This window comes from Paracoccus subflavus (assembly GCF_004310345.1).
Taxonomy (GTDB): Bacteria; Pseudomonadota; Alphaproteobacteria; order Rhodobacterales; family Rhodobacteraceae; genus Paracoccus; species Paracoccus subflavus.
This window is the reverse complement of record NZ_SISK01000006.1, coordinates 1-25,705: the sequence shown is the minus strand read 5'-3', so window position 1 is coordinate 25,705 and position 25,705 is coordinate 1. Positions and strand designations below refer to the sequence as shown.

23 protein-coding genes and 1 pseudogene are annotated in these 25,705 nt (G+C 67.9%); 11 read left to right on the top strand and 13 right to left on the bottom strand.

All coding sequences use genetic code 11. From position 1 onward, the window contains the following. Nucleotides 1-45: 45 nt before the first annotated feature. From EYE42_RS09190 to hslO, 5 genes are read right to left on the bottom strand one after another with little or no spacing between them, the layout of a single operon-like run. Nucleotides 46-1,284 carry a class I SAM-dependent RNA methyltransferase gene (locus EYE42_RS09190; protein ID WP_130991032.1) on the bottom strand — a complete coding sequence of 413 codons (1,239 nt, stop codon included), beginning with the start codon at nt 1,282-1,284 and terminating at the stop codon, nt 46-48. Beyond that, nucleotides 1,281-3,125: an ABC transporter ATP-binding protein gene (locus tag EYE42_RS09185; RefSeq protein WP_130991031.1), complete on the bottom strand. Its 1,845-nt coding sequence runs from the start codon at nt 3,123-3,125 to the stop codon at nt 1,281-1,283. Before EYE42_RS09185 ends, EYE42_RS09190 begins: the two co-directional genes overlap by 4 nt. Next, on the bottom strand, nt 3,122-4,267 hold the full coding sequence (locus tag EYE42_RS09180) for a CCA tRNA nucleotidyltransferase (protein WP_130991189.1): 1,146 nt from the start codon (nt 4,265-4,267) through the stop codon (nt 3,122-3,124). Before EYE42_RS09180 ends, EYE42_RS09185 begins: the two co-directional genes overlap by 4 nt. Further along, nucleotides 4,267-4,821 (bottom strand): CoA pyrophosphatase, encoded by a 555-nt coding sequence (locus tag EYE42_RS09175; protein WP_130991188.1) that lies wholly within the window; start codon nt 4,819-4,821, stop codon nt 4,267-4,269. The genes EYE42_RS09180 and EYE42_RS09175 overlap by 1 nt, the downstream gene beginning before the upstream one ends. Nucleotides 4,822-4,856: 35 nt before the next feature. Continuing rightward, nucleotides 4,857-5,885, bottom strand: a complete 1,029-nt coding sequence (hslO, locus tag EYE42_RS09170; protein WP_130991030.1) for an Hsp33 family molecular chaperone HslO — start codon at nt 5,883-5,885, stop codon at nt 4,857-4,859. Nucleotides 5,886-6,056: 171 nt separating this feature from the next. Here hslO and EYE42_RS09165 point away from each other — a divergent pair, with 171 nt between their 5' ends. After that, nucleotides 6,057-6,500 carry an NUDIX domain-containing protein gene (locus tag EYE42_RS09165; protein ID WP_130991029.1) on the top strand — a complete coding sequence of 148 codons (444 nt, stop codon included), beginning with the start codon at nt 6,057-6,059 and terminating at the stop codon, nt 6,498-6,500. On the opposite strand, the gene EYE42_RS09160 is transcribed toward EYE42_RS09165, so the two are convergent. Next, nucleotides 6,497-7,786, bottom strand: coding sequence for a PP2C family protein-serine/threonine phosphatase (locus EYE42_RS09160; RefSeq protein WP_130991028.1), 1,290 nt, complete (start codon nt 7,784-7,786; stop codon nt 6,497-6,499). The genes EYE42_RS09165 and EYE42_RS09160 overlap by 4 nt on opposite strands. A gap of 48 nt (nt 7,787-7,834) precedes the next feature. Continuing rightward, on the bottom strand, nt 7,835-9,100 hold the full coding sequence (gene ilvA, locus EYE42_RS09155) for a threonine ammonia-lyase IlvA (RefSeq protein WP_130991187.1): 1,266 nt from the start codon (nt 9,098-9,100) through the stop codon (nt 7,835-7,837). Nucleotides 9,101-9,213: 113 nt separating this feature from the next. Here ilvA and EYE42_RS09150 point away from each other — a divergent pair, with 113 nt between their 5' ends. Together EYE42_RS09150 and mog are read left to right on the top strand one after the other, a co-directional pair. Then, nucleotides 9,214-10,440, top strand: coding sequence for an argininosuccinate synthase (locus EYE42_RS09150; RefSeq protein WP_130991027.1), 1,227 nt, complete (start codon nt 9,214-9,216; stop codon nt 10,438-10,440). A 96-nt stretch (nt 10,441-10,536) separates the two neighbouring features. After that, a complete protein-coding gene (gene mog / locus EYE42_RS09145) occupies nt 10,537-11,079 on the top strand; it encodes a molybdopterin adenylyltransferase (protein WP_130991026.1) in 543 nt (180 codons plus the stop codon). A 12-nt stretch (nt 11,080-11,091) separates the two neighbouring features. On the opposite strand, the gene EYE42_RS09140 is transcribed toward mog, so the two are convergent. The 3 genes from EYE42_RS09140 to EYE42_RS09130 form a co-directional block, all read right to left on the bottom strand. Further along, complete coding sequence (locus EYE42_RS09140; RefSeq protein ID WP_130991025.1) at nt 11,092-11,955, bottom strand: S1 family peptidase; 864 nt, start codon at nt 11,953-11,955, stop codon at nt 11,092-11,094. A gap of 89 nt (nt 11,956-12,044) precedes the next feature. Continuing rightward, a complete protein-coding gene (locus EYE42_RS09135) occupies nt 12,045-12,761 on the bottom strand; it encodes an LrgB family protein (RefSeq protein WP_130991024.1) in 717 nt (238 codons plus the stop codon). After that, a complete protein-coding gene (locus tag EYE42_RS09130; RefSeq protein ID WP_130991023.1) occupies nt 12,754-13,134 on the bottom strand; it encodes a CidA/LrgA family protein in 381 nt (126 codons plus the stop codon). Before EYE42_RS09130 ends, EYE42_RS09135 begins: the two co-directional genes overlap by 8 nt. Nucleotides 13,135-13,275: 141 nt before the next feature. Between EYE42_RS09130 and EYE42_RS09125 the strand changes: the two genes are divergently transcribed. The 4 genes from EYE42_RS09125 to EYE42_RS09110 all read left to right on the top strand — a co-directional run bounded on the left by EYE42_RS09125 (nt 13,276) and on the right by EYE42_RS09110 (nt 19,226). After that, entirely contained in the window at nt 13,276-16,728 is a 3,453-nt protein-coding gene (locus EYE42_RS09125) for a chromosome segregation SMC family protein (RefSeq protein WP_130991022.1), read from the top strand. A 43-nt stretch (nt 16,729-16,771) separates the two neighbouring features. Continuing rightward, nucleotides 16,772-17,227 (top strand): RidA family protein, encoded by a 456-nt coding sequence (locus EYE42_RS09120; protein ID WP_130991021.1) that lies wholly within the window; start codon nt 16,772-16,774, stop codon nt 17,225-17,227. Beyond that, a complete protein-coding gene (locus EYE42_RS09115) occupies nt 17,227-17,976 on the top strand; it encodes a glycerophosphodiester phosphodiesterase family protein (RefSeq protein WP_130991020.1) in 750 nt (249 codons plus the stop codon). The genes EYE42_RS09120 and EYE42_RS09115 overlap by 1 nt, the downstream gene beginning before the upstream one ends. 119 nt (nt 17,977-18,095) lie before the next feature. Beyond that, a complete protein-coding gene (locus tag EYE42_RS09110) occupies nt 18,096-19,226 on the top strand; it encodes a GNAT family N-acetyltransferase (RefSeq protein ID WP_130991019.1) in 1,131 nt (376 codons plus the stop codon). Between the two features lie 44 nt (nt 19,227-19,270). Here EYE42_RS09110 and EYE42_RS09105 read toward each other — a convergent pair whose 3' ends face one another. Next, nucleotides 19,271-19,756, bottom strand: a complete 486-nt coding sequence (locus EYE42_RS09105; RefSeq protein WP_130991018.1) for a peroxiredoxin — start codon at nt 19,754-19,756, stop codon at nt 19,271-19,273. A gap of 89 nt (nt 19,757-19,845) precedes the next feature. Between EYE42_RS09105 and EYE42_RS09100 the strand changes: the two genes are divergently transcribed. Continuing rightward, entirely contained in the window at nt 19,846-21,048 is a 1,203-nt protein-coding gene (locus tag EYE42_RS09100; protein ID WP_130991017.1) for an NAD(P)/FAD-dependent oxidoreductase, read from the top strand. 94 nt (nt 21,049-21,142) lie between these two features. After that, on the top strand, nt 21,143-21,718 hold the full coding sequence (gene rsmD, locus EYE42_RS09095; protein ID WP_130991016.1) for a 16S rRNA (guanine(966)-N(2))-methyltransferase RsmD: 576 nt from the start codon (nt 21,143-21,145) through the stop codon (nt 21,716-21,718). Nucleotides 21,719-21,776: 58 nt separating this feature from the next. On the opposite strand, the gene EYE42_RS09090 is transcribed toward rsmD, so the two are convergent. Then, the gene (locus EYE42_RS09090) at nt 21,777-22,949 is read right to left on the bottom strand and encodes a pyridoxal-phosphate-dependent aminotransferase family protein (protein ID WP_130991015.1); all 1,173 of its coding nucleotides are present in this window, start codon (nt 22,947-22,949) and stop codon (nt 21,777-21,779) included. A gap of 240 nt (nt 22,950-23,189) precedes the next feature. On the opposite strand from EYE42_RS09090, the gene EYE42_RS09085 reads away from it, so the two are divergent. Beyond that, a complete protein-coding gene (locus tag EYE42_RS09085) occupies nt 23,190-24,857 on the top strand; it encodes an ABC transporter ATP-binding protein (protein ID WP_130991186.1) in 1,668 nt (555 codons plus the stop codon). Then, a complete protein-coding gene (ygfZ, locus tag EYE42_RS09080) occupies nt 24,854-25,576 on the top strand; it encodes a CAF17-like 4Fe-4S cluster assembly/insertion protein YgfZ (protein WP_130991014.1) in 723 nt (240 codons plus the stop codon). Before EYE42_RS09085 ends, ygfZ begins: the two co-directional genes overlap by 4 nt. 9 nt (nt 25,577-25,585) lie before the next feature. Here the strand turns inward: ygfZ and EYE42_RS09075 are convergent. Next, nucleotides 25,586-25,705: pseudogene (locus tag EYE42_RS09075) on the bottom strand (IS5/IS1182 family transposase); the annotation flags it as partial.

Below are 25,705 nucleotides of genomic sequence, written 5' to 3'. Positions count from 1 at the left end.
TCTGTTTTTTGTGGATCATGAATATCACAGAGCCCGGTGATTTGACTAGATTCGGGCGAAGTCCGCGACGATTTCGACATGCGGCGACCAGCGGAACTGATCCACGATCCAGAGCCGGACCGGACGCAGGCCGCCACCGGCAAGAATCTGCGCATCGCGGGCAAAACTCACCGGATCGCAGGAGACAAAGGCCAGTCTGTCGACCTCGCACCGGGCAATTTCGCGCGCCTGTGCCTCGGCTCCGGCGCGGGGCGGATCAATCACGATTGCGTCAAAGGCTGCCAGCTCGTCCGCCAGCAGGGGCCGTCGGGCAAGATCCCGATTCTCGATCGTGATGCGGTTCAAGCCCGGCGCGCCGCGCCAGGCGGCATCCAGCGCCCTCAAAGGGGCAGCCAGACCCTCGACCGCATGAACGGCCGCCGTTTCGGCCAAGGGCAGCGAAAAGGTGCCGCAGCCTGAAAACAGATCGACGATCCGGGTCGCGCCGCCCACGATATTCCGCACTGACGCTGTCAGGGTGGCCTCTCCCTCGGCGGTGGCCTGCAGGAACGCGCCCGGCGGCGGCACCACCCGAGCGCGCCCCATCGGCAGGGCAGGGGGACGGCGGGTGATCGACTGCCCGTCCCCCGTCTGATCCTGCCAGGTCAGCCGCGCCAGATCGCCCTCGTCCGCCAGGGCGGCAAGGGTCTGGAACAGGGCGGGCTCCATCGGCTTGCCGCCGGTGACGCTCAGGTCCAGACCGGCAGGGCCGTGGATCACGGTCATCGACAGTTCCGCGCCGCGCGCGGCGCCCGCCACCACGATCCGGCGCAGCAGGGGCAGGGCGGCGGTGATCTGGGGCCGCAGGACATGGCATTCCGCCAGATCCACGATCACATCCGACGCGCGGGCATGAAAGCCCACAAGGGCGCCCTTTTTCGTCCGCCTGCCCGATAGCACCGCCCGCCGCCGCGAGCGGGGCGGTGAAACCTGCACCCCGGCCACCGGCGCGGACAGGCCGCGCGCGGCCAGGGCGGTTTCCACCACCTGCCGTTTCCACGCGGTCGCGAAGCCGTCACTGGCATGCATCAACGAACAGCCCCCGCAGGCGCGGTAATGGGCGCAGGGGGGCCGCACCCGGTCGGGCGAGGGGGCAAGGATGCGCGGCGCGGCGATACGGCCGTCCATGGCCTCGCCCTCGATCTGTTCCTCCGGCAGGGTCAGGGGGGCCAGCGCGCGGCCCGACGCGCCCACCGCCACGCCATCGCCACGACGGCCCAGGCGTTCGACCCGCCACAGGGTCATTCCGCGGCTTCCTCGGTTCCCAGGAAGCCACCGGATTGCCGGTTCCAGTATCGCGCATAGAGACCGCCGCGGGCCAGCAACTGGCCATGCGTGCCCTGTTCGACGATCCGGCCCGCATCCATGACCACGATCCTGTCCAGTTCGGCGATGGTGGACAGGCGGTGGGCGATGGCCAGCACCGTCTTGCCCGCCATGGCCCGGACCAAGGCGTCCTGAACCTGCGCCTCGACCTCGCTGTCCAGCGCACTGGTCGCCTCGTCCAGCACCAGAATCGGGGCGTCCTTCAGAAAGGCGCGGGCCAGGGCGATCCGCTGGCGCTGCCCACCCGACAGCTTGACCCCCCGTTCGCCCAGATGCGCGTCGTATCCCGTGCGTCCCTGGTGGTCCTGAAGGGTCAGGATGAAGTCATGCGCCTCGGCAGCCCTGGCCGCCGCCTCGATGTCCGCCTGCGATGCGCCCGGACGGCCATAGATGATGTTGTCGCGGGCGGACCGGTTGAACATGGCGGTTTCCTGCGTGACCATGCCGATCTGGCGGCGCAGGCTTTCCTGGGTCACATGGCGCAGATCCTGACCGTCGATGCGGATCGCGCCCTTTTCCACGTCATAGAGCCGCAGCAGCAGGGCGACCATGGTGGATTTGCCTGCGCCCGATGCGCCGACGATGCCGACCTTTTCCCCCGGCCGGATATGCAGATCGATGTCGCGCAGCCCGCCATCCTCGCGGCCATAGGCAAAGCCCACATGGTCGAAGTCGATGCGCCCCGCCACCCGGTCCAGCGACACGGCATCGGGCGCATCCGTCAGGCCGTGGGCGGGGGACAGGGTTTTCATGCCGTCCTCGACCTCGCCCACGCTGCCCCAGATGCCCATCAGCGCCATGCTGACCCAGCCGGTCATCTGGCTCAGCCGCATGGCGATGGCCCCCGCCGCCGCCACGTCGCCGGGCGTCGCCTGATCCTGCCGCCACAGCATGATCGAGCCGCCGACCAGGATCACCGGCAGGATGCCCGCAATCACCATCAGAGACATGCGGAACGTGCTGCTGACCACGCCGAAATCCAGCGCGCGTTCGCGGAACCCCGCCATGGCGCCCAGGGCGGCCCGATCCTCGTGTTCGGCATGGGCGAACAGCTTGACGGTCTTGATGTTGGTGATGGTATCGACGACCTGCCCGGTGATCATCGCGCGGGCGGATGCGCGGGCCCCGGATTTCGCACGGATGCGCGGCAGAAAGAACTTGATCAGCCCCAGATAGGACAGCATCCACAGGATCAGGGCCACCGCCCCCCAGGTATCGACCGATACCAGAAACGCAGCCGATCCCAGAACCGAGGCCAACGCGAAGGCCACCACGTTGACCATTTCCGACGCCACATCGGTGACGGCGCGGGCGGTCTGCATCTGCTTCTGCGCCAGCCGCCCGGCAAAGTCGTTGTCGAAGAAGGCGACCGAATGGCCCATCGTCCAGCGGTGGATGCGCGACAGCACCAAGGGCAGCACGTTCGGCCCGATGATGACGCTGCTGGTGGCGGTGGACAGGCCAAAGATCAGCGGCCGCAGCAACAGGAAGAAGCCTACGAAGGCCGCGATCAGCAGCCCGTTCTGCGACCACAGCGTCTCGGGGCTGCCGGTGGCGATGGCATCAACGACCCAGCCCAGCAGCACGGCGGCCACCACATCCGCCAAGCCTCCAAGGGCGGATGCAATGGCGGCCAGCGTCAGTCCACCCCAGGCCCCCGACAGGCACCAGCGGAAAAACGCCAGCAGCGTCGCGGGCGGCGGTCCGTCTGCGGGGCGGAACGCGTCGATCAGGCGGCCCAGACGGTGATGCAGGGTCATCGGGACTCTCCGGCCAGAATGGCGATGTCGATCAAGGCGGGCGGGGACAGCGCAAAACCGGATTCGATCCAGGCTGTCTCGGCGGCGGTCAGGGCACGACCCAAGGCCGGACCTTGCAGACGGGGTTGCAGGTCGGACGCGGCAATGGGCAGCGGGCGGGCCGCCGCCTGTGCCTCGGGCCAGCCGGGGCGGGAACCCGAGGGGCCGGTCTGGACCAGCAGCGCCGCACCCGCAGCCAGATCGCCGGTCAGGCGATAGGCGATGCGGTTGAAGGACCAGTCCTCGGCCAGGGCGGTCACAAGGGTTCGGTGATCGCGCGCCTCGGCCCGCGAAAGGCGAAGGTCAAGGCTCAGATCCGCCTGTGACAGGGCTGCCAGGCGGGCAAGCCAGGGCGCGCGATCCCCAAGCGCCTCCAGCGCCAGGAAGCGATCGGGGGTGGCGCCGGGCAGCACCCTGTCCAGCACGCCCGCGCCGGCCATCAGCCGGACCGCCGGCACCGGATCGGGCGCCATCAGCAGCTTGCGCATTTCCTGCCCGATGCGCTCGCGGGAAATGCCGTCCAGCCCGCCGCGCAAATCGCGGCAGGCCGCAACGGCCGCCGGATCGGCGTCGCGGCCATACCAGGCCAGAAAACGGAAGAACCGCAGGATGCGCAGGTAATCCTCGGCGATGCGCTCGGCAGGGCTGCCGACGAAGCGCAGGCGGCGGGCGTAAAGATCGTCAAGACCGCCCACCAGGTCGATGACCGTGCCGTGCTGGTCGGCATAAAGCGCGTTCATGGTAAAGTCGCGCCGCCGGGCGTCCTGCGCCAGATCGCCGGAAAAGGCCACCACGGCTCGGCGCCCGTCGGTTTCCACATCGCGGCGCAGGGTCGTCACCTCGAACCCCTGGCCCCTGCAGACCACCGTGACGGTCCCATGGTCGATGCCGGTAGGCACCGCCTTCAGGCCCGCCGCGCCGGCCCGCGCCACGACCACGTCGGGCAGGGCATCGGTGGCCAGGTCCACATCCTTGACCGGCATGTCCAGAAGCGCGTTGCGCACCGCCCCGCCCACCAGCCAGACACGGCTGTCCTTTGCCGCAATGGCCCCCATGACCGTCTGCAAGGCGGGTTCGTTCATCATGTCGGCGGGCAGCCGGATCATGCCGCGATCCTTCTGGCCAGCCCCAGCAGGATGCGGGCCGTCGCGCCCCACAGGTAATAGGGTCCGAAGGGGGCTGCGTAATAGCTGCGCCACCCCCCGCGCCAGCGCCGCCGCTCGATGCGATAGCAGGACGGATCGGCGACATGGGCGAAAGGCAGGGCAAAGGCTTCCTCGACCTCGCCGGGTTCGGGACGCGGCTGGAAGGGGCCGCGGATAATGCCGATCACCGGCGTCACCGCAAAGCCCGTCACGGTGCGATGCGGGGGAAGCGTGCCCAGAATATCGACCTGCGCGGGGTCGAGGCCCACCTCCTCGCGCGCCTCGCGCAGGGCGGCGGCGATCTCGTCGGCATCGGCGGGATCGACCTTGCCGCCGGGCAGGGCGATCTGGCCCGGGTGATGACGCAGGCCGGAAGCCCGCTTGGTCAGGATCAGGCGTCCGTCATCCTCGTGAAAGGCGGCCAGAACGCCGGCCGCACGCAGACTGTCCGCGGGCAGGGCGATGTCCCGGTTCAGGTCATAGTCCGAGCTTGGCTCAGGATCGACGGCCATGGCCCGGCGCAGGCGATCCTCGGACCAGGCGGGGCTCACTCGGCCGCCCGGTCAGAGATGGGGCCGGACAGGGGCTGTCCATCGGCATCGACCGTCGCCTCGAATCCCAGGCTGTGGGGGTCGAATTCGTAATGGGCGCCGCAGAACTGGCAATCGGCGGTAACGATGCCCGCATCGGTGGTCATGTGCGCGATGTCCTTGGCCGAATAGATCGACAGCGTGTCGCGCACCCGATCCGATGTGCAGGAACAGCCGAATTCCACACGCTGCGCGTCGAAGACACGGGGGGCCTCCTCATGGAACAGCCGCAGCAGAAGGTCGGTCGGCCCGACCGAGGGACCGATCAGTTCCAGCGTCTCGACGGTATCCAGCAGCAGGTTGGCGCGGTTCCAATCCTCGGATTCGGCGCCCTGGAGGATGTCGGCGGCCTCGATCAGCCCGCCGTCGCCGCTGCCGCCCTCGCTTGCCTGCATGGGCTGTGCGGGCAGGGTTTGCAGCATCACGCCGCCCGCGCGCCAGTGGCCCCCCTCGCCCGGACGGCGCGACTGGCCGCTGGCCAGTTGAAACCGCGTCGGCAACTGTTCGGATTGCGCGAAATAGGTCTGCGCGCAGGCAGACAGCGACCCGCCCGACAACGGCGTGATGCCCTGATAGGGCAAGGTGCCCGCGCCCTGGTCGATCAGCAAGGCGAAATAGCCCTCGCCGATCTGGGCAAAGGGCGGGCGGCCGTCCAGACGGTCAGCATCGAAGCTGGCCCAGGCGCGGATGCGCGCGGGCGTGCCGTCCTGTTCGGGGGCATAATAATCGGCCGCCAGCGTGCGGATCGCGCCACTGCCGCGGACCTGAAGGCTCAGCTTCCAGCGCAGCTTGACGGTAGGGCCGATCAGCGCCACCAGCAGGGCCAGTTCCGCCACCATCGCCCCCACCGGGGCCGGATAATCGTGACGCGACAGGATATGGTCCAGCACCCCATCCAGCCGGGCGACGCGTCCGCGAATGTCGGACCGATCAAGCTGAAAGGGCAAAACCGTGTCGTCCCATGCAATCTGGTTGATCTTGCTCATGCGGTGTTCCTGAAAAACGGGTCGCGCCCGCAGGGACGGGCGAGGTCGGGCCCAATATAGGACATTTGCCAGCGATCCCAAGGGGCGGCCTTTGCCGCATCCTTGAGGAGCGGCTTTTTCCGCCCGCCGGTTCGGGATAGACAGGGCCGTGTGATCCTTGGGGGACATTGCATGATACGCCGATACGGCAACCCGCCCGTTCCCGGACGGCGCCACCGCCTGCGGCCGGGCGCCTATGGCCTTCTGGTCCGGGACGGAGGGTTGCTGCTGACGCACCAGTCCCAGCCCGAACCCGAGTTCCAGTTGCCCGGCGGCGGCATCGACGCGGGCGAGGGCGCGCTGCGCGCGCTGCGCCGCGAGGTGTTCGAGGGAACCGGCTGGATTATCGGCCAGGCCCGCTGGCTGGGCGCCTATCGCCGCTTTGCCTTCATGCCGGACCATGGCTGGCACGCCGAAAAGCTGTGCCATGTCTGGGTCGCCCGGCCGATCCGCCGCCTGTCCGATCCGACCGAGCCGCATCATTCCGCCCGGTGGGCCAGTCCCCGCGCGGCCATGGACCTGCTGGCCGATCCGGGGGCGAGGGCGTTCCTGTCCCGGTTCCGGGGGCTGATCTAGCCGCCGGGCAGGCTTACCGGCTGCGCCGGGGCCAGATATTCGAGCAGCACGGCAGAGATGTCGTCCTGGCGTTCGCCCCGGCAATATTCCGACACGGACCAGGCCATCGATTCCAGAAACACGTTGCCGCTGAGAAAGGCGTTGGTGCGCATGATCGCCTCGACCCCGTCGCTGCCCAGCAGGCGACCGGCGGGATTGGTGGCTTCGGTGATGCCGTCCGAACAGATCAGAAGCCGGTCGCCCGGTTCCAGCACAAGGTCGATCTCGTCGAAAACGGGCTTTTCGAAGACACCGATCGGCATCCCGCCCCGTCCCAGGGGCTGAACGGTCCCGTCGGCGCGTTGCAGGACCGGGTGGGGATGACCGGCCTGCACCATGCGCAGCCGGCCTGTCAGGTGATTCAGGTCGGCATAGATCATGGTGTAATAGGTGTCGGTCGCCATTTCCTCGAGCATCATGTTGTTGAAGAAATGGGCCAGGTGTGACGGACTGACCGCATCCGTTCCCGTCTGCGCGGCACGCAGGGCGACGTTCTGGTCGGACGATCCCGACAGGTGAACGGAAAGCTGCGCCGTCAGCAGGGCGGCGGTGACGCCATGGCCCGACACGTCCAGGGCATAGATGCCGACCCGATCCTCTCCAATCGGGAAAAACCCCACCAGGTCGCCGCCGATATGGCCTGCCGGCCGCAAGAGCAGGGACAGTTGCATGGGGCCGAACCGGCCCAGCCGCTGCTTGACCAGGCCCTGTTGCAGTTTGCGCGCTTCGCGCAGGTCGCGGTCGATTGCCCCTTGGGTTTCGCGCAGCCGTTCCAGCGCGGCGCGAAGCTGGGCGTTGCTGGCCCGCAGTTCCTCCTCGACCCGCAGGATGCGTTCGCCCGCGGCCAGCCGGGCCATCAGTTCCTGCTGGATGACCGGCTTGGTCAGAAAGTCGTCCGCCCCCGCCTCGAGCCCGCGGGAAATGTCCTCGGCGTTGTGGGCCGAGGTCAGCAGCACGAAATAGCCGTGATTGCTGCGTTCGGATGCCCTGAAAGCCCGGCACAGATCCAGACCCGTCTGGCCCGGCATCACCCAGTCCGACAGCACGATGTCGGGTTCGATGCGCGCGCAGACCGCCAGTGCATCTTCGACCGAGCCGGCCTCGAGAACCTCGTAACGGGCACGGCGCAACTGGATGGCAAAGATGCGACGCTGGGCCGCGTTGTGGCTGACCACCAGGACGCGGCGCATCAACCGTGTTTCCGACGGTTCCGGGGCGGTCGATGTCTGGCGATTCGCGCGTTTCATGCCACGGTGATAACCCGCCGCCGGTAAAGGCGCGGTAAACGCCCGAAATCAGACCAGAAGTTCGGCCAGGATGGTGTCGTTGGTAATATCGCGATAGGCGAACCCGGCCTGGTCCAGGCGTCGCGTCAGGGCGGTCAGATTGGCAGGGACGGATGTCTCGATCCCGATCAGGACCGAACCGAAATTCCGTGCCGACTTCTTGAGGTATTCGAACCGCGCGATGTCGTCGTCGGGGCCCAGCAGTTCAAGAAAATCGCGCAGGGCGCCCGGTCGCTGCGGCAGGCGCAGCACGAAATACTTCTTCAGGCCGGCGAAACGCTGGGCACGCTCCTTGACCTCGGGCAGGCGCTCGAAATCGAAATTGCCGCCCGAACAGACGCAGACGACGCGCTGGCCCGACAGATCGCCCAGGTCGTCCAGCACGTCGATGGCCAGTGCGCCCGCGGGTTCCAGCACAACGCCTTCGGTGTTCAGCATTTCCAGCATGGTGATGCAGATGCGATCCTCGGGTGCCAGATGCACGTCGCGGGGGCTGAACCGGCGCAATGCCTCGAAGGGCAGGGCGCCGAGGCGGGCCACCGCCGCGCCATCGACGAAATTGTCCACGGCGGGCAGCGCGATCGGGCCCCCCTGCTGGAGCGCCGCCTGCAGGCTGGCGCCGCCCAGGGGTTCGGCAAAGGCGAACCGGGTGACGGGCGCCTCTTCGGCGAAATAGCGCGCGATCCCCGCCGACAGCCCGCCCCCGCCCACCGGCAGCACCACCAGGTCGGGCGCCCCGCCCATCTGTTCCAGAATCTCCAGGCCCACCGTCGCCTGTCCCTCGATCACGTCGGCCGAATCGAAGGGCGGCAGGAACTGTGCCCCATGCTGGGCCGCAAAGGCCTGGGACGCGGCCAGCGTCTGGTCGAAATAGTCGCCGGTCAGCACGATCTCGATCGCGTCGCCGCCAAACACCCTGGTCTTGTCGATCTTTTGCCGGGGCGTCGTCACCGGCATGAAGATCGTGCCGCGCGCGCCGAAATGGCGGCAGGCAAAGGCCACGCCCTGTGCATGGTTGCCGGCGCTGGCGCAGACGAAATGCCCCGGCGCATCCGGCGTCGCCAGCTTGCGCATCGCATTGAAGGCACCCCGCAGCTTGTAGCTGCGCACGGGGGTCAGATCCTCGCGTTTCAGCCAGATGTCCGCGCCGTGCTTGGCCGACAGGTGGTCGTTGCGTTGCAGGGGCGTGGCGTCGAACAGGCCGCGGATCGCGACTTCGGCGTTGCGGACCAGATCGGCAAAGGCGGGGGCAGTGGACGCGGCGGCATTTTCCATGCGCCTGCGCATGACGTGAAAGCGCGCATTTGGCAAGGGGATCGGTGTCCAGCCCTTGTGACACCCGGCGATTGGCCTTATTGCCGCCGAAACGTCGCCAAAGGGTTCACCGCATGTCTGATGCGCCGAAAAAAGTCGTTCTGGCCTATTCCGGGGGGCTCGACACCTCGATCATCCTGAAATGGCTGCAAACCGAATACGGCTGCGAGGTCATCACCTTCACCGCCGACCTGGGCCAGGGCGAGGAGCTGGAACCGGCGCGCCAGAAGGCCGAGCTGCTGGGCATCGCGCCGGAAAACATCCATATCGAGGATCTGCGCGAGGACTTCGTGCGCGACTTCGTGTTCCCGATGTTCCGCGCCAATGCGCTGTATGAGGGGCTGTATCTGCTGGGCACCTCGATCGCGCGGCCGCTGATTTCCAAGCGGCTGGTGGAACTGGCGCACCGGCACGGCGCGGATGCGGTGGCCCATGGCGCGACCGGCAAGGGCAACGACCAGGTGCGGTTCGAACTGTCGGCCTATGCGCTGGACCCCTCGATCAAGGTCATCGCGCCATGGCGGCTGTGGAACCTCACCTCGCGCACCAAGCTGATCGAATTCGCCGAACAGAACCAGATCCCCATCGCCAAGGACAAGCGCGGCGAGGCGCCTTTCAGCGTGGACGCGAACCTGCTGCACACCTCGTCCGAAGGCAAGGCGCTGGAAAACCCGGCCGAGGCTGCGCCCGATTACGTCTATCAGCGCACCGTGAACCCCGAGGATGCGCCGGACACGCCCGAATTCGTGGAGATCACCTTTGAACGCGGCGATGCAGTGGCCATCGACGGGCAGGCGCTGTCACCGGCCACGATCCTGACGCGGCTGAACGAACTGGGCGGCAAACACGGCATCGGGCGGCTGGATTTCGTGGAAAACCGGTTCGTCGGCATGAAGTCGCGCGGCATCTATGAAACCCCCGGCGGCACCATCCTGCTGGAGGCCCATCGCGGGATCGAACAGATCACGCTGGACAGCGGGTCGGGCCACCTCAAGGACAGCCTGATGCCGCGCTATGCGGAACTGATCTACAACGGCTTCTGGTTCAGCCCGGAACGCGAGATGCTGCAGGCGCTGATCGACAAGTCGCAGGAGCATGTCAGCGGCACCGTGCGGCTGAAGCTGTACAAGGGCCTGGCCACCTGCGTCGGACGCTGGTCTGACCAGTCGCTCTACTCCGAGGCGCATGTGACGTTCGAGGACGACGCCGGCGCCTATGACCAGAAGGACGCGGCGGGCTTCATCCGCCTGAACGCGCTGCGCCTGAAACTGGTCGCGAACCGCAACGCGCGGAACACGTAAGCCGACGCATCACGGCAAAGGCCGCGGCATCCCCGCGGCCTTTTCTTTTGCGCGGGCCTGTCCCACAGTGGCGGCGATCACCGAAAGGCCCGCCCCATGACCGACCGCCCCGACCGCCCCGCCCGCATCAGCATCGTCACCGTCAGCGACCGCGCCGCCCGCGGCGAATACGAGGACAAGGGCGGCCCCGGCGCCGAGGCCTGGCTGCGTGATGTGGTGACATCCCCCATGGAAATCACCCGCGTGATCGTCCCCGATGGGCGCGAGGGCGTGGCCGCGACCCTGCGCGAACTGGTCGAGGGCGGCGCCGACCTGATCCTGGTGACCGGCGGCACCGGCCCGGCGCCGCGCGACCAGACCCCCGAGGCGGTGATGGACGTGGCCGAAAAGGAATTGGCGGGCTTTGGCGAGGAAATGCGCCGCGCGTCCTTGCGCGAGGTGCCGACGGCGATCCTGTCGCGGCAAACGGCGGTGATCCGGGACGCGACGCTAATCATCACCCTGCCGGGAAAGCCTGCGGCGATCGCGACCTGCCTGAACGCGGTGTTCGCGGCGGTTCCGTATTGTCTCGATCTGATTGGCGCGGCGCGGGTGGAGACGGATGCGGGGAAGGTGAAGGCGTTTCGGCCTACAATGTGAAACTGGATTGAATCACTTGATGGGCGCGCCAAATTCGGTGCTTGGAGAAGAAAGAGTTCCGAACTTCTTCCGAACCTCTTTGTCAATTATTCTGAGTTCTGAGGACCGAATTGCGTTACCAAGATGCATCATGGAATTGATGTAGATTTTAGGAGGTTCTGCTAGGATTATGCTTCCGTCATTCTGGATCAGAGGGCCAGAGAACAAAATGCCGACAAGTTTTAGACGAGAAGCTCCAATTGAGTAAGATTTTGTTTTTCGGTCATGATAGCCGTTTCGATCATACAAAAATATTGGAGAACCTGACGAGCCAGGAAAGCAAGCCATGTCCACCATAAATTCATTTTTTCCTTGATACTTTTTTGCCAAAGAGGAAGCAGTAATCCCTCTCCTAATAATGGGCAGGTTGTTCGCTTCGTCGTAGATTCCCCGTGGGCATCCAATCATTAATACATCCTCAATGGCATCGAAGTAGTCCCAATCATGCTCTTCGGGAATAAGTTCAAAGGATATTCCAGGCCAGAAGATTTCTAGACCTTTTGATTTCGCTTCTTCCTTGATTGGCCCGAAAAAGATGGCACAAAGATCGACGTTCGGGTCAGGGTGAAGAATGTATGATCCTTCTCTTATTGCCATATGGCACGGCAAAAATTTTCCACAAAGAACGCTAGATTCTGTTAAGTGACAGTTGGCTGTGACAGTATCGGCTCCCGCAATGACATGTTTGTTTGTCACAACTCCTGGTGCGTAGATGTTACCATCTACTGCGAAGTTGAAGAAGAAGCCAGTCCCGCTCCCTACATTTTGACCGTGTTTAGTAAGACTTAGTTTGACAGTTGTGTAGAGCAATAATTCTGCTGTTGTCATCTCATTCATTGCTTTCTCCCCTCGACATGATCGATAAAGCCTCGTTTTTACGCTGACGGCCAAGCACGAAGCGTAAACCTATTACTCGTGAGTACTGCTTATCCCAACCACCCCACCACCCACGGCGCGATCACCGCCGTTAGTACCGCGTTCAGCCCCATCCCGATGCCCGAGAATGCCCCCGCCGTCTGGTTCACCTGAAACGCCCTCGCGGTTCCGATGCCATGCGCGGCCACCCCCACGGCAAAGCCTCTCGCCCGCCAGTCCCGCACCCGCAGGGCGTTCAGCAGGGGCGTCACGACGATCGCCCCGAAGATGCCGGTCAGCAGCACCAGGGCGGCGGTCAGGGTGGGCTGGCCGCCGATCCGTTCCGCGATGCCGATGGCGACGGGGGCGGTGGTGGACTTGGGCGCCAGCGACGCCAGCACCGGGCCGGTGATCCCGAAACCCCGCGCGATCAGCAGCGCGGACACCACCGCCACGACCGACCCCGCCACCAGCCCCGCCAGCATCGGCCAGGCGGCGCGGCGGACGCGGGGCAGGTTGTCGTAAAGCGGCAGCGCCAGGCAGACCGTGGCAGGGCCCAGCATGAAATGGACGAACTGCGCACCCTGAAAATAGGTCGCGTAATCGGTGCCCGTCGCGCCCAGCAGAACGGCCAGCAGGATGACCGCGATCAGCACCGGGTTGGCCCAGCTTTGCCGCCGCGCCGCGCGGGACAGCGCGTCGCCCACGACATAGGCCGCCAGCGTGGCCGTCAGCCACAGCAGCGGGCCTTGCGCCAGATAGGACCAGATCAGCGCGGGATCAGTCATCGGCCTCCCCCTTCAGCGCGGATGGATCGACCGAACCCGTCCGGCGGGCCACGGCCTGGAACGCCAGCGCCCCCGCCGCGATGGCCAGCAGCGTCGATGCCATGATCGCCACCGCCAGCCCGATGCCGTGGTCGCGCAGGGTGGGCAGATGCGCCACCACCCCCACGCCCGCCGGCACGAAGAACAGCGACAGGTTCGCCAGCAGGCCCTGCGCGGTCGGACGCAGCCGGTCGGCCAGCGCGGGGCGCAGCACGCAGGCCGCGACCAGCAGGCACAGACCCACCACCGGGCCGGGCAGGGGCAGGTCCAGGGCGCGGGACAGGACCTCTCCGACAAGCTGGAAGGCCAGAATCAGGGACAGGGCGATAATCATGGCGCGATGTTAGCGCAGGGGTTTGGCAAGGCCATGCCGATCTTGTGGAAAATGCCGCGCTGTCTTCCAGATATTGCGGCCCCCGGTTGACTTGGCCCTGCGCGATGCGACAATCGCCCGCACAACCGGAAAGGAGTCCGCTTGCGCTTTGACCGACTGCGGCTGAACGGCTTCAAGAGCTTCGTGGACCCGACCGACCTGGTCATCCGCGAGGGGCTGACCGGCATCGTCGGGCCGAACGGCTGCGGCAAGTCGAACCTGCTCGAGGCGCTGCGCTGGGTGATGGGCGAGAACCGCCCCACCGCCATGCGGGGCGAGGGGATGGAGGACGTGATCTTTGCCGGCACCGCGCGCCGGTCCGCACGCGCCCATGCCGAGGTCGCGCTGACCGTGGACAACCGCGACCGCCGGGCGCCCGCGGGCTTTAACGACGAGGATCAGTTCGACATCGTGCGCCGGATCGCGCGGGATGCGGGCAGCGCCTACAGGATCGGCGGCAAGGACGTGCGGGCGCGCGACGTGCAGATGCTGTTCGCCGATGCCTCGACCGGGGCGCACAGTCCGGCCCTGGTGCGGCAGGGGCAGATCAGCGAACTGATCAGCGCCAAGCCCCGCGCCCGGCGCCGTATCCTGGAGGAAGCCGCAGGGATCAGCGGACTGTATCAGCGCCGCCACGAGGCCGAGTTGAAGCTGAACGGGGCCGAGGCGAACCTGACGCGCGTCGATGACACGCTGGACCAGTTGTCCACGCAGGCTGCATCCCTGGCCCGGCAGGCGCGCACGGCGGCACGCTATCGCGAGATCGGCGCGGCGCTGCGGCTGGCCGAAGGCGCGCTGCTGTACCGGCGGTGGTCCGAGGCCGAGGCGGCGCGGCTGGCCGCGGTCGAGGCGCTGGCCGGAGCGATCCGCGATGCCGGTGCCGCTGAGGTTGCATCGCGCGCGGCATCCGCCCGGCGCGAGGCGGCGGACGCCGCGCTGCCCGCGCTGCGAGAGGAGGAACAAGTCGCGGCCGCCATCCTGTCGCGCATCCTGGCCGAAGGCGCGGCCCTGGACGAAGCCCAGGCCCGCGCGGCCCAGGCGATCGCCAGCCTGCAAGCTCGCGTCAGTCAACTGGACCGCGACATCGAACGGGAGGATGCGCTGAACCGCGACGCGGGCGAGATGGTGGAACGGCTGGCCTGGGAAAAGGCCGAACTGGACAAGGCAGGGCAAGGGCATGATGCCCGCCTGGAGGATGCCGCCCATGCCGCTCAGGATGCCGCCGAGGCGCTGCGCGAGATCGAGGCGCGGTTGGCGGACCTGACCGACGAGGCGGCGCGGCTGGCCGCCCGGCATCAGTCCGCCGAACGGCTGATGGCCGACCTGCACGCGATGCTGTCCCGGTCCGAACGGGCCGCCACCGAGGCCGAGGCCGCAGCCGAGCGTGCCGCAGCGGCAGGCGCCGCATTGGAACACGATCTGGCCATGGCCGAGCAGACACAGGAATCGGCCGCCGCCCGCGCCGAGGCCGCCGAGGATGCCCTTGCCGCAGCCGAGGCTGGCCGTGCGAATGCCGAATCCGTCGAAACCGCAACCCGCCTGGCGCGTGCCGAGGCCGAGGGAGAGGCGGGCGCCCTGGTGGCGGAAACAACCGCGCTGCGCAGGCTGGTGGAACGGGGCGGATCCGGCGGCCGGGCGATCCTGGATCAGGTGACGGTCGCCAGGGGCCACGAGGCCGCCTTTGGCGCAGCCCTTGGCGACGACCTGCGGGCGGGGCTGGCGGCCCAAGGCGAAAGCGGCTGGCATCCGCTGAACGATTGGGCCGATCCGCAGCGATTGCCCGATGGCGCGGGGCCGCTTGCCCCCCATGTCGCGGCGCCGGCGGTTCTGGCGCGACGATTGTCACAGGTGGGGCTGGTGTCCGACGCGGCAACCGCCATGGCCATCCAGTCCGATCTGAAGCCCGGCCAGCGGCTGGTCACGCCGGCGGGCGATCTGTTCCGCTGGGACGGGATGCGGGTCATGACGGGCGCGGCCTCCTCGGCCGCCGCGCTGCATCTGCAACAGGTGAACCGGCTGGCGGAACTGGCCGACCAGACCGCCGAGGCCGAGGCCAAGGCCGCCCTTGCTGTCGAGCGCCACAACCAGGCGCGCGCCTTTTTGGCCGACGCCACCGCGACCGAGAAATCCGCCCGCGATGCCCGCCGCGATGCGGAACGGCGGCTTTCCGATGCCGCCCGCGCCCTGACACGGGCCGAATCCGATCTTTTCACGGCCCAGGGCCGCGCCGAGGCGGTCCGGTCCGAACTGGCCCGGCACCGTGCCGACGCGGGCGACGCGCAGGCGCGGCTGTCGCAGGCCCAGGCCGCGCTGGCGGAGCTGCCCGACCGGGCCGTGGCGGCCACCGCGCTGGATCATGCCCGTACCGGGGTCGAGGCCGCGCGCATTGCCGCCATGACCCGCCGCACCGCGCTGGACGAAGTGAAGCGCGAGTCGAATGCGCGGACGAAACGTCTTCAGGAAATCGCCCAGGAGGATTCCGGCTGGAGGCTGCGGCTGCAGCAGGCGGGCACGCGGGCAGCCGAACTGGCCGCCCGCCGTGACGCCGCCCTGGGCGAACTGGCCGAGGCCGAGGCGCAGCCCGTTCTGCTGGCCGACCGCCGCGCGGATCTGCGCGGCCGGGAGGTGGCAGCCGGCGCCCGGCTGACCGACGCCCGCGCCAGCCTGGCCGAGGCCGAGGAGGCCGCCCGCGCCGCCGCCCATGCCGAACGCGAGGCCGCGCGTGCCGCCTCGGGGTCCCGCGAAACCCGTGCCATGCGCGACGCGCAGGCCGAGGCCGCCCGCGATGCGGAAGCCGCAGCGCGGATGCGCATTCTGGAAGAAACGGAAACCACGCCGCAGGCGCTGCTCGCCTTGCTGGGGGATGCGCCGCACGACATACCCGCCGCCGCGCTGGATGATCGGATCACGCGGCTGCGCGCGCAGCGCGACGGGCTGGGCGCCGTCAACCTGCGCGCCGACGAGGACAAGCGCGAGCTTGAGGCCGAGCGCGACCGGCTGGCAGGCGAAAAGGCCGATCTGGAGGAGGCGATCCGCAAGCTGCGCGCGGGCATCGGCGCCCTGAACCGCGAAGGGCGCGAACGGCTGCTGGCGGCTTTCGACACGGTGAACGCCAATTTCGCCACGCTGTTCACCACCCTGTTCGGCGGCGGAGAGGCGCGGCTGGTATTGGTCGAATCCGACGATCCGCTGGATGCCGGGCTGGAGATCCTGTGCCAGCCGCCGGGCAAGAAGCTGTCCACGCTGTCGCTGCTGTCCGGGGGCGAACAGACGCTGACCGCCATGGCGCTGATATTCGCGGTGTTCCTGGCCAATCCCGCCCCCATCTGCGTTCTGGACGAGGTGGACGCGCCGCTGGACGACGCCAATGTCAGCCGTTTCTGCGACCTGCTGGACGCGATGACCCGGCGCACCGACACCCGGTTCCTGATCATCACCCACCACGCCGTCACCATGGCGCGCATGGACCGGCTGTTCGGCGTGACGATGGTGGAACAGGGCGTCAGCCAGTTGGTCAGCGTGGACCTGAAGCGCGCCGAGGCTCTGGTCGCCTGAGCGATGCCGCGCTAGGGTCGCGCCCGAAGCACAGGAGGACATCATGAGCATCGAAGCCACCCTTGCCGACAAGGGCATCACCCTTCCCGCAGCCCCTATGCCTGCCGCGAACTATGTGCCCTTCGTGCAGACCGGCAACCTGATCTTTGTATCCGGCCAGATCAGCCAGGACGACAACGGCCTCATCAAGGGCCGTCTGGGCGACGGCCTGTCGGTCGATGAGGGCGCCGCCGCCGCCCGTTGCTGCGGGCTGTCGCTGATCGCGCAGCTCAAGGCCGCCGTGGGCGATCTGGACCGGGTTCGCCGCGTGGTCAAGCTGACCGGGTTCGTCAATTCCACCGCCGATTTCACCGACCAGCCCAAGGTCATCAACGGCTGTTCTGATCTGATGGTCGAGATTTTTGGCGAGGCGGGCCGCCATGCCCGCGCCGCCGTATCCGCCGCCGCGCTGCCGCTGGGCGTCGCGGTCGAGGTCGAAGCCATCTTCGAGGTTGCCTGATGGGTTTGCCCGACGCCTTCCTGACCATCCCCATCGCGCATCGCGGCCTGCACGGCCACGGCATCCCCGAAAACAGTCTGGCCGCTGCCCAGGCGGCGATTGATGCGGGCTATGCGATCGAACTGGACATCCAGCCTGCCGGGGGCGAACCGGTGGTGTTCCACGACTATGACCTGCGCCGTCTGACCGGGACGGACGGTCTTGTCGCGTCGCTTGAACCGGACGCGCTGTCGGCCAGACGGCTGCTGGGCACCGACCAGTCGATCCCGACCCTGCGGCAGTTCCTGGACCTGGTGGCGGGCCGTGTCCCCCTGCTGATCGAGATCAAGGACCAGGACATGCGCCTGGGCCCGCAGATCGGCGATCTGCATCGGCCTGTGGCCGAGGCCTTGCGGACCTACGATGGTCCCGTGGCCGTGATGTCCTTCAATCCGCATGTGGCCGAGGCTTTTCATCGGATTGCCCCCGATATTCCCGTTGGACTGACGACCTGCGGCTTTCCGGAAAACGACTGGTCGGGCATCCCCGAGGAGCGGCGGCGCCATCTGGCCACGATCGCCGATTTCGACCGCTGCGGCGCCTGCTTCATCTCGCATGACAAGAACGATCTGTTGAACCCGCGGGTGGATGCCCTGAAGGCTGTGGGAGTGCCTGTCCTGTGCTGGACGATCCGCAGCCCTGAGGAGGAAGCCGTCGCTCGTCGCGTGGCCGACAACATCACCTTCGAGGGTTATTCGGCGATGCGCTAGGCACCGGGGGTGTCATACCCCCGCACCCCGTGCGACATTTTCGCCAAGTTGGATCCCTCTGCCGCAATGCGGCGCCCAGCCCCCCTGACAAACGCGCCCCAAGCCCCTAGCTTGCGGTCATGACCGCGCTGATCCTGAACACCCACCCCGGCATCGCCGCGATTCCCGCCGATACATGGGACTCGCTTGGCGACGACAATCCGTTCACCACGCATCGCTTTCTGCTGGCGCTGGAGGAATCCGGATCTGTCGGGGGCGGAACGGGCTGGCAACCCCTGCATGTGACGCTGGAGGCCGACGGCCAGGTGGTCGCCGCCGCGCCGCTGTATGCCAAGGCCCACAGCCAGGGGGAATACATCTTCGATCATGCCTGGGCCGAGGCCTATCACCGGGCGGGTGGACGCTATTATCCCAAGTTGCAGGCGGCGGTGCCCTTTACCCCGGCCACCGGCGCCCGGCTGCTGACGCGCGATCCCGCCTTGCGTCAGCCCCTGCTGGCGGGCATGACGCGGCTGGCCGAACGGGTTGGGGCCTCGGGGGTCCATGTCACCTTTTGCACCGAGGACGAGGCGCAGGCCGGGGCCGAGACGGGCCTTCTGCCGCGCGTCACGCAACAGTTTCACTGGCTGAACCGGGGCTATGGCAGCTTTGACGATTTCCTGGGTGCCCTGTCGTCGCGCAAGCGCAAGGACCTGCGCAAGGAGCGGGCGCGGGCGCAAGGCTTTGGCGGCATCATCCGGCACCTGACCGGAGACGATCTGAAACCGCACCATTGGGACGCCTTCTGGGTGTTCTATCAGGATACCGGCAGCCGCAAATGGGGCCGCCCCTATCTGACGCGGGCGTTCTTCGACCATGTGCACGAAACCATGCGCGACGATATCCTGCTGGTTCTGGCCGAACGCGACGGGCGGCCGGTCGCCGGGGCCCTGAACTTCCTGGGACCGGACGCGATCTATGGCCGATACTGGGGCTGCGTCGAGGATCACCCGTTTCTGCATTTCGAGCTATGCTATCACCAGGCCATCGACGTGGCGATCGAACGCGGCCTGTCGCGGGTCGAGGCCGGCGCCCAGGGCGAACACAAGCTGGCGCGCGGATACGAGCCCGTCGCCACCCATTCCCTGCACTGGGTCGCGGACGAAGGATTCGGGCGTGCTCTGGCCGACTATCTGGATCGCGAACGCGACGCCATGGGCGCCGAGATCGAGGCCCTGGCCGAATTCACCCCCTTCCGCAAGGAGGTCTGAGGCCGGCGGTGCGAGGCTGGCGGGCGTTCCGCCAGCCGCCGGGATCAGACCTTTTCCAGCAGCGCCTCTCCGGCGCTGACGGCACATTGGCCGGGGCTGTCCTCGACGTCGATCACCTCGAAGACGCCGTCGTTCAGCAGCGCCGCAAAGCGCTTGCTGCGCCCGAAAAAGCCGACGGCCGGGTTGCTGAAGTCGAGGCCAAGCGATTTGGTCACGCTGCCGTCGGCATCGGCCAGAACCTCGATCCCGGCATCCGCGGCTCCTGTTGACTTGGCCCAGGCGGCGGTCACGAAGGGGTCGTTCACGGTCAGGCAGACGATGCGGCTGACGCCCTTGTCGCGGAACGCCTCGGCGGTGCGCACGAAGCTGGGCATATGGGCATTGGTGCAGGTGCCGGTAAAGGCGCCCGGCAGCCCGAACAGGGCAATTCGGCCCTGGCCCAGATCGGCCGTTTCGACAGCTTCGGGGCCATTCTCGCCCACCCGCAGCAGTTTGCCCTGGGGCAATGAATCTCCGACGGTGACGCTCATGCAGTCCTCCTGAATTGCAACGGATTCGCGCCGACTATAGGCTGCGGGCCGATGACAGGCCAGCGGGCCGGGAAGGGGCGGAAACCGGCATGAAGATCGTGATCGTGGGGGCAGGGCAGGCGGCGGCGTCGATGGCGGCGCGGCTGCGCGCCAGGGGTCATGCGGGCGGGATCGTGGTGATCGGCGCCGAACCCGTGGCCCCCTATCAGCGTCCGCCCCTGTCCAAGGCCTATCTGCTGGGCCAGATGGGGCTGGATCGTCTGGAACTGCGCTCGTCCGGTTGGTGGCGGGATCAGGGAATCATGCTGCGACCGGGCGAAACGGCGACGGCTCTGGATCCGGCGCAGCGGTTCATCCTGACCGACAAGGGAAAGATCGGCTACGATGTGCTGGCCCTGACCACCGGCGCCCAGGCCCGCCGCCTGCCCGCCGCCATGGGGGGCGATCTGCCGGGCGTTCATGTAATCCGCACCCTGGCCGATGTGGATGCGCTGGCCCCGCAGATGCGGGCCGGCCGCCGTCTGATCGTGATCGGCGGCGGCTATATCGGGCTGGAAGCCGCCGCCGTAGCCCGCAGGCTGGATCTGTCCGTCACGCTGATCGAGGCGGCGCCCCGCATCCTGGGCCGGGTCGCGGCACCGGAAACGGCCGACATGATCCGCGCCCTGCACCGGGCGCATGGGGTCGACATTCTGGAAGGCACCGGCATATCCCACATCACCGGGACCGGCCGGGCGGACGGGGTGGCGCTGAACGACGGCCGCGAACTGCCCGCCGACCTTATCGTCGTAGGCATCGGTGTGCTGCCGGATACGGCCTTGGCGCAGGCCGCCGGTCTGGCGGTCGAGAACGGCATCGCCACCGATGCCCTGGGCCGGACCTCGGACCCTGCAATCTGGGCCGCGGGCGACTGCGCCAGCCTGCCGTGGCAAGGCGGACGGCTGCGGCTGGAAAGCGTGGGCAACGCCATCGACATGGCCGAGGCCGTGGCCGACAACATCCTGGGCGCGAACACGCCGTACCAGCCAAGGCCATGGTTCTGGTCGGATCAGTTCGACGCCAAGCTGCAGATCGCGGGACTGGGAACCGGCCATGACCGGATCATCACACGCCCTGGCGAGGGCCGTCACGGCGGATCGGTCTGGTATTTCCGGCAAGGCCGCCTGCTCGCCGTCGATGCGCTGAACGACGCGCGCGCCTATATGATCGGCAAGCGCCTGATCGAGGCGGGCCGCAGCCCCGATCCCGACGCGATTGTCGCCGCAGCCGATCTCAGGACGCTGCTTGCATGATGCGTGTTCTTCCTGACCGACCTATCCTCGGGCGCCCGGGCGGGGCGGGCGGGCAGACAGTTCCCCGCCATCGGTCGCTTTCGGGGATCGTGGCATGAGGATCGTCGGCGGCAGTCTGCGGGGCCTGAAACTGGCCGATCTGGGCGACGGCGACAGGGCCGCCCATCTGCGGCCCACCTCCGACCGGGTGCGCGAGGCGATCTTCAACCTGCTGGTCAACGGCACCCAGGGCAATCCGATCCCGGGGGCGCGGGTGCTGGACCTGTTCGCGGGCACCGGCGCCCTGGGGCTCGAGGCGCTGTCGCGCGGTGCGGCGCATGTGACCTTTGTCGATGACGGCGCAACGGCGCAGGCCCTGATCCGCAGCAACGTGGCCCGGGCCCGGGCCCAGGCGGGGACGGATGTGCTGCGGCGCGACGCGATGCGGATGGGCGACAATCGCGCCGCGCCGTACGATCTGGTCTTTCTCGATCCGCCCTATGCCCTGGGTCTGGGCGAACGGGCGATCGTTCAGGCGATCGGCGGGGGCTGGATCGCCCCCGGCGCGATGGTCGTCTGGGAAGAAGGCCGCCCGCCCCTTGTCCCCGCGCCGTTAAAGCAGATCGACCAGCGGCGCTATGGCGACACCGTGGTCACGCTTGCCCGGCTGCCGGACGCGGCGCGGGGGTAAGGTTCCGGCCTTTTCGTTGGGTCACGGGGAAACGGACGCGGGCCATGCGGTCCGGGCGTCAGGCGGGTTCGGCCAGCACCCGCGCGGCGGCGTCCAGTCCGCCCGGGCCGTGCGGAATGCCCAGGGCGATCATGCCCGCCTGCATCGTACCCAGCGCCGACAGGATCATCGCGGCATTGGCATGTCCCATATGGGCCACGCGCAGCGCGTCCTCGGGCAGAGGGGCGCCCAGGCCGATGCCCAGCGTGACCCCGCATTGTTCGGCCACGAAGGCGCGCAGCGCATCGGCGCCGGGCAGGGTGATCGCCGTGACCGATGATGCCCGCGCGGCGGCATCGTCCACCGACAGGCGGATGCCCGTGCCTCCTTCGGCCCAGGCATCGACGGTGGCCCAGACGGCGCGGGCCAGGGCCGCGTGGCGTGCCCAGACGGCGAACAGCCCGTCCTCGTCCAGGATCATGCGCAGCGCCTCGTCCAGCGCAAAGATCTGCTGGACCGGCGGCGTGCCCCCCCAGAACCGCCACAGCGCCTCGGCATCGGCGCGCAGGTGCCAGTCCCAATAGGGCGTGGTCAGCGCGGTCCGGCCGCGCGCCGCCGTCCGGTCCGAAAACCAGACAAAGCAGGTGCCGGGCGGGCACATCAGCCCCTTCTGGCTGGCCGAGATCAGCACGTCCACGCCCCAGTCGTCCATCATCATCGGCGCGCATCCCAGCGATGCGATGGCATCCACCACCAGCAACGCCGGATGATCGCCCATGGCATCGCGCAGCGCCGGAATGTCGGCCATCACGCCGGTGGCGGTGTCGATCTGGCACACCATTACCGCCTTGATCGCGCCGGCCGTGTCATTGGCCAGGCGGCGCGCCAGCAGGGCAGGATCGGCGGGCAGGTTGCCGAAATCCAGCCGTTCGACATTGATGCCCATCTGTTCCATGTGTCCGGCCCAGGACCGGCCGAAATGGCCCGAACACAGGGCCAGAGCCTGATCGCCGGGGTTGAACAGATTCGCGCCCGCCGCCTCCCACGCGGCATGGCCATTGCCGATATAGGGGGCCAGATGCGCCTGCGTTCCGGCCAGCCGCTTCAGTTGCGCCACGACCCGAAGGTTCAACTCGGCCAACTCCTCGCCATAAATGTCGGGCGAGGCGCGGTGCGCGGCCGCCAGCACCCGGTCCGGCACGGGCGAGGGGCCGGGAATGGCGATCACGGGGCGTCCTGCGGCAAGGCTCATGATGTTCCGATATCCTTCAGATAAATGCCGAATCGCTAGAACCCGCGGGGGCCAAGGTCAACCGCCGCGGCACGGGCGCCGCACCTTGTCGCACCCGGCCCGTCCGGGCTAAGGCTTGGGCTCTGCCCAAGCCATCGAAAGGCGCCGCCGCCCGTGACCGACCACCCGTCCCCGCATCCCGCGGCCTCGACCCTGCTGCGGCGGTTCTGGACCGACTACCTGCGCGTCCATCGCGGTGCCATGGCCTGGGCCTTCGTTCTGATGACGGTCGAGGGATCGACCCTCGCGCTGATATCCTGGATGCTGAAGCCGTTGTTCGACCGGGTGTTCGTGGGCGGCGAACAGGACGCGATCTGGTGGGTCGGCGGCGCCATCATGGGGATTTTCCTGTTGCGCGCGGGGACGCTGATTGGCAGCCGGGCGCTATTGTCGCGCATCTCGCTGGGCATTTCCACCGCCATGCAGCGCGATCTTCTGGCCCACATCATGACGCTGGACGGGCGGTTCTTCCAGGAAAACCCCCCCGGCGCCATCATCGAACGGGTGCAAGGCGACACCATCGCCGTGCAGGGCGTCTGGGCCACCCTGATCACCGGGGCCACCCGCGATGCCCTGTCGCTGGTCATGCTGTTCGGGGTGGCGGTCAGCATCGACCCTGTATGGACCCTGGCCGCCCTGATCGGGGCGCCGGTCCTGATCGCCCCCGCCGCCCTGGTGCAGCGTTACATCCGCCGCAAGATGCGCCAGAACCGGGCAGACGCCAGCAGCCGCGCCACCCGCTTGGACGAGGTGATGCACGGCATCGCCTCGATCAAGCTGAACCGGGCCGAAGCACGCCAGACCGACCGTTTCGCCGGCATTCTGGCCCGTATCCAGCAGTCCCAGGTCAAGGTCGCCGCCACCAGCACCGTCATCCCCGCGCTGACCGACATCGTGACCGGCGTGGGCTTTGTCGCCGTGCTGGCCCTTGGCGGGCGCGAGGTGATGGAGGGAGAGCGCAGCATCGGCGACTTCATGGCCTTCTTCACCGCCCTTGCGCTGGCGTTCCAGCCGATGCGGCGGCTGGGTGCGCTGGCAGGCAGTTGGCAGACGGCCGCGGCCAGCCTTGAACGGATCTATCAGGTGCTGGACACGCGCCCGACGATCCTGCCGGGGCCGCGGACCCGCCCGCCCGAGGATACCACCGTCGTTCTTGATGACGTGTGGCTGGCCTATGACGGCAAGCCCGTGCTGCAGGGTCTGACCTTTACGGCCGAGGCGGGCCGGACCACCGCGCTGGTGGGGCCGTCGGGGGCCGGCAAGTCCACGGTCTTCAATCTGCTGACCCGCCTGGTCGATCCCGACCGGGGACGGATCGCCCTGGGGGGCGTGGCCATCCAGGACTTCGACCTGGGGGTGCTGCGCGACCAGTTTTCCACCGTGTCCCAGGAATCGGCGCTGTTCGACGAAACCCTGCGCGAGAACATCCTGATGGGCCGCCCCGAGGCGGATGGGGAAACCCTGGCGCGCGCCATGGACGCGGCCCATGTGACCGAGTTCGTCGCAATCCTGCCCGATGGGCTGGACAGCCGGGCCGGGCCGCGCGGATCGGCCCTGTCCGGGGGCCAGCGCCAGCGCATCGCCATCGCCCGCGCCATCCTGCGCGACGCGCCCGTGCTGCTGCTGGACGAGGCGACAAGCGCCCTGGACACAGCCAGCGAGCGCTTGGTTCAGATGGCCCTGGAAACGCTGTCGCGGGGGCGCACGACGCTGGTGATCGCGCATCGCCTGTCCACCATCCGCAATGCCGACAGGATCGTGGTCATGGAACAGGGCAGGGTTGTCGAACAGGGCAGCCATGCACAGTTGATGGCGAAGGACGGCGCCTATGCCCGCCTTGTCGCCCTGCAATTCGGAGATGAGCCATGACCCGCACGATCATCCGCGTCACCGGCGATGACCGCGTGCCTTTTCTGCAAGGATTGGTCAGCAACGACGTGACCCGCGCGCCCTGCTGGGCCGCGCTGCTGACTCCGCAGGGCAAGTATCTGGCCGACTTCCTGATCGTGCCCGATGGCGACGCGCTGCTGGTCGATGTCGATGCGCGGCTGGCCGACGACCTGATCCGGCGGCTGGGGATGTACAGGCTGCGCTCCAGGGTTTCGATCGAGCCAACCGACATGACCGTCGCACGGGGCACCGGGCCTGTGCCCGATGGTGCCATTGCCGATCCCCGGCATCCGGCGCTGGGCTGGCGGTTGTATGGCGGCACCGGCGACGACGGCACCGATTTCGACGCCATCCGCGTGGAGCATGTCGTCCCGGAAACGCTGGCCGAACTGATCCCGAACGAGACGTTCATCCTGGAAGCCGGGTTCGAGCGTCTGCACGGCGTCGATTTCCGCAAGGGCTGCTATGTCGGGCAAGAGGTGACGGCCCGCATGAAGCACAAGACCGACCTGCGAAAGGGCCTGACCCGGCTGAGGATCGACGGCGCAGCCCCCGTGGGCACCCCGATCGCCACCGCCGAGGGCAAGGAGGCGGGCACCCTGTTCACCCAGTCCGGCGGTCATGCCCTGGCGCATGTCCGCTTCGACCGCGTTGGGCCTGACATGCGGGCGGGGACGGCGCGGCTGGCCCCGGCCTAGGGTCCAGACTCATAACCACCACGTGACGATAGCGGCGAGGGCTATGGCTGCGGTGTAGGTGCAGGCGAGCTTGTCGTAGCGGGTGGCGACGCGGCGGAAGTCCTTGATGCGACAGAAGGCGCGTTCGAC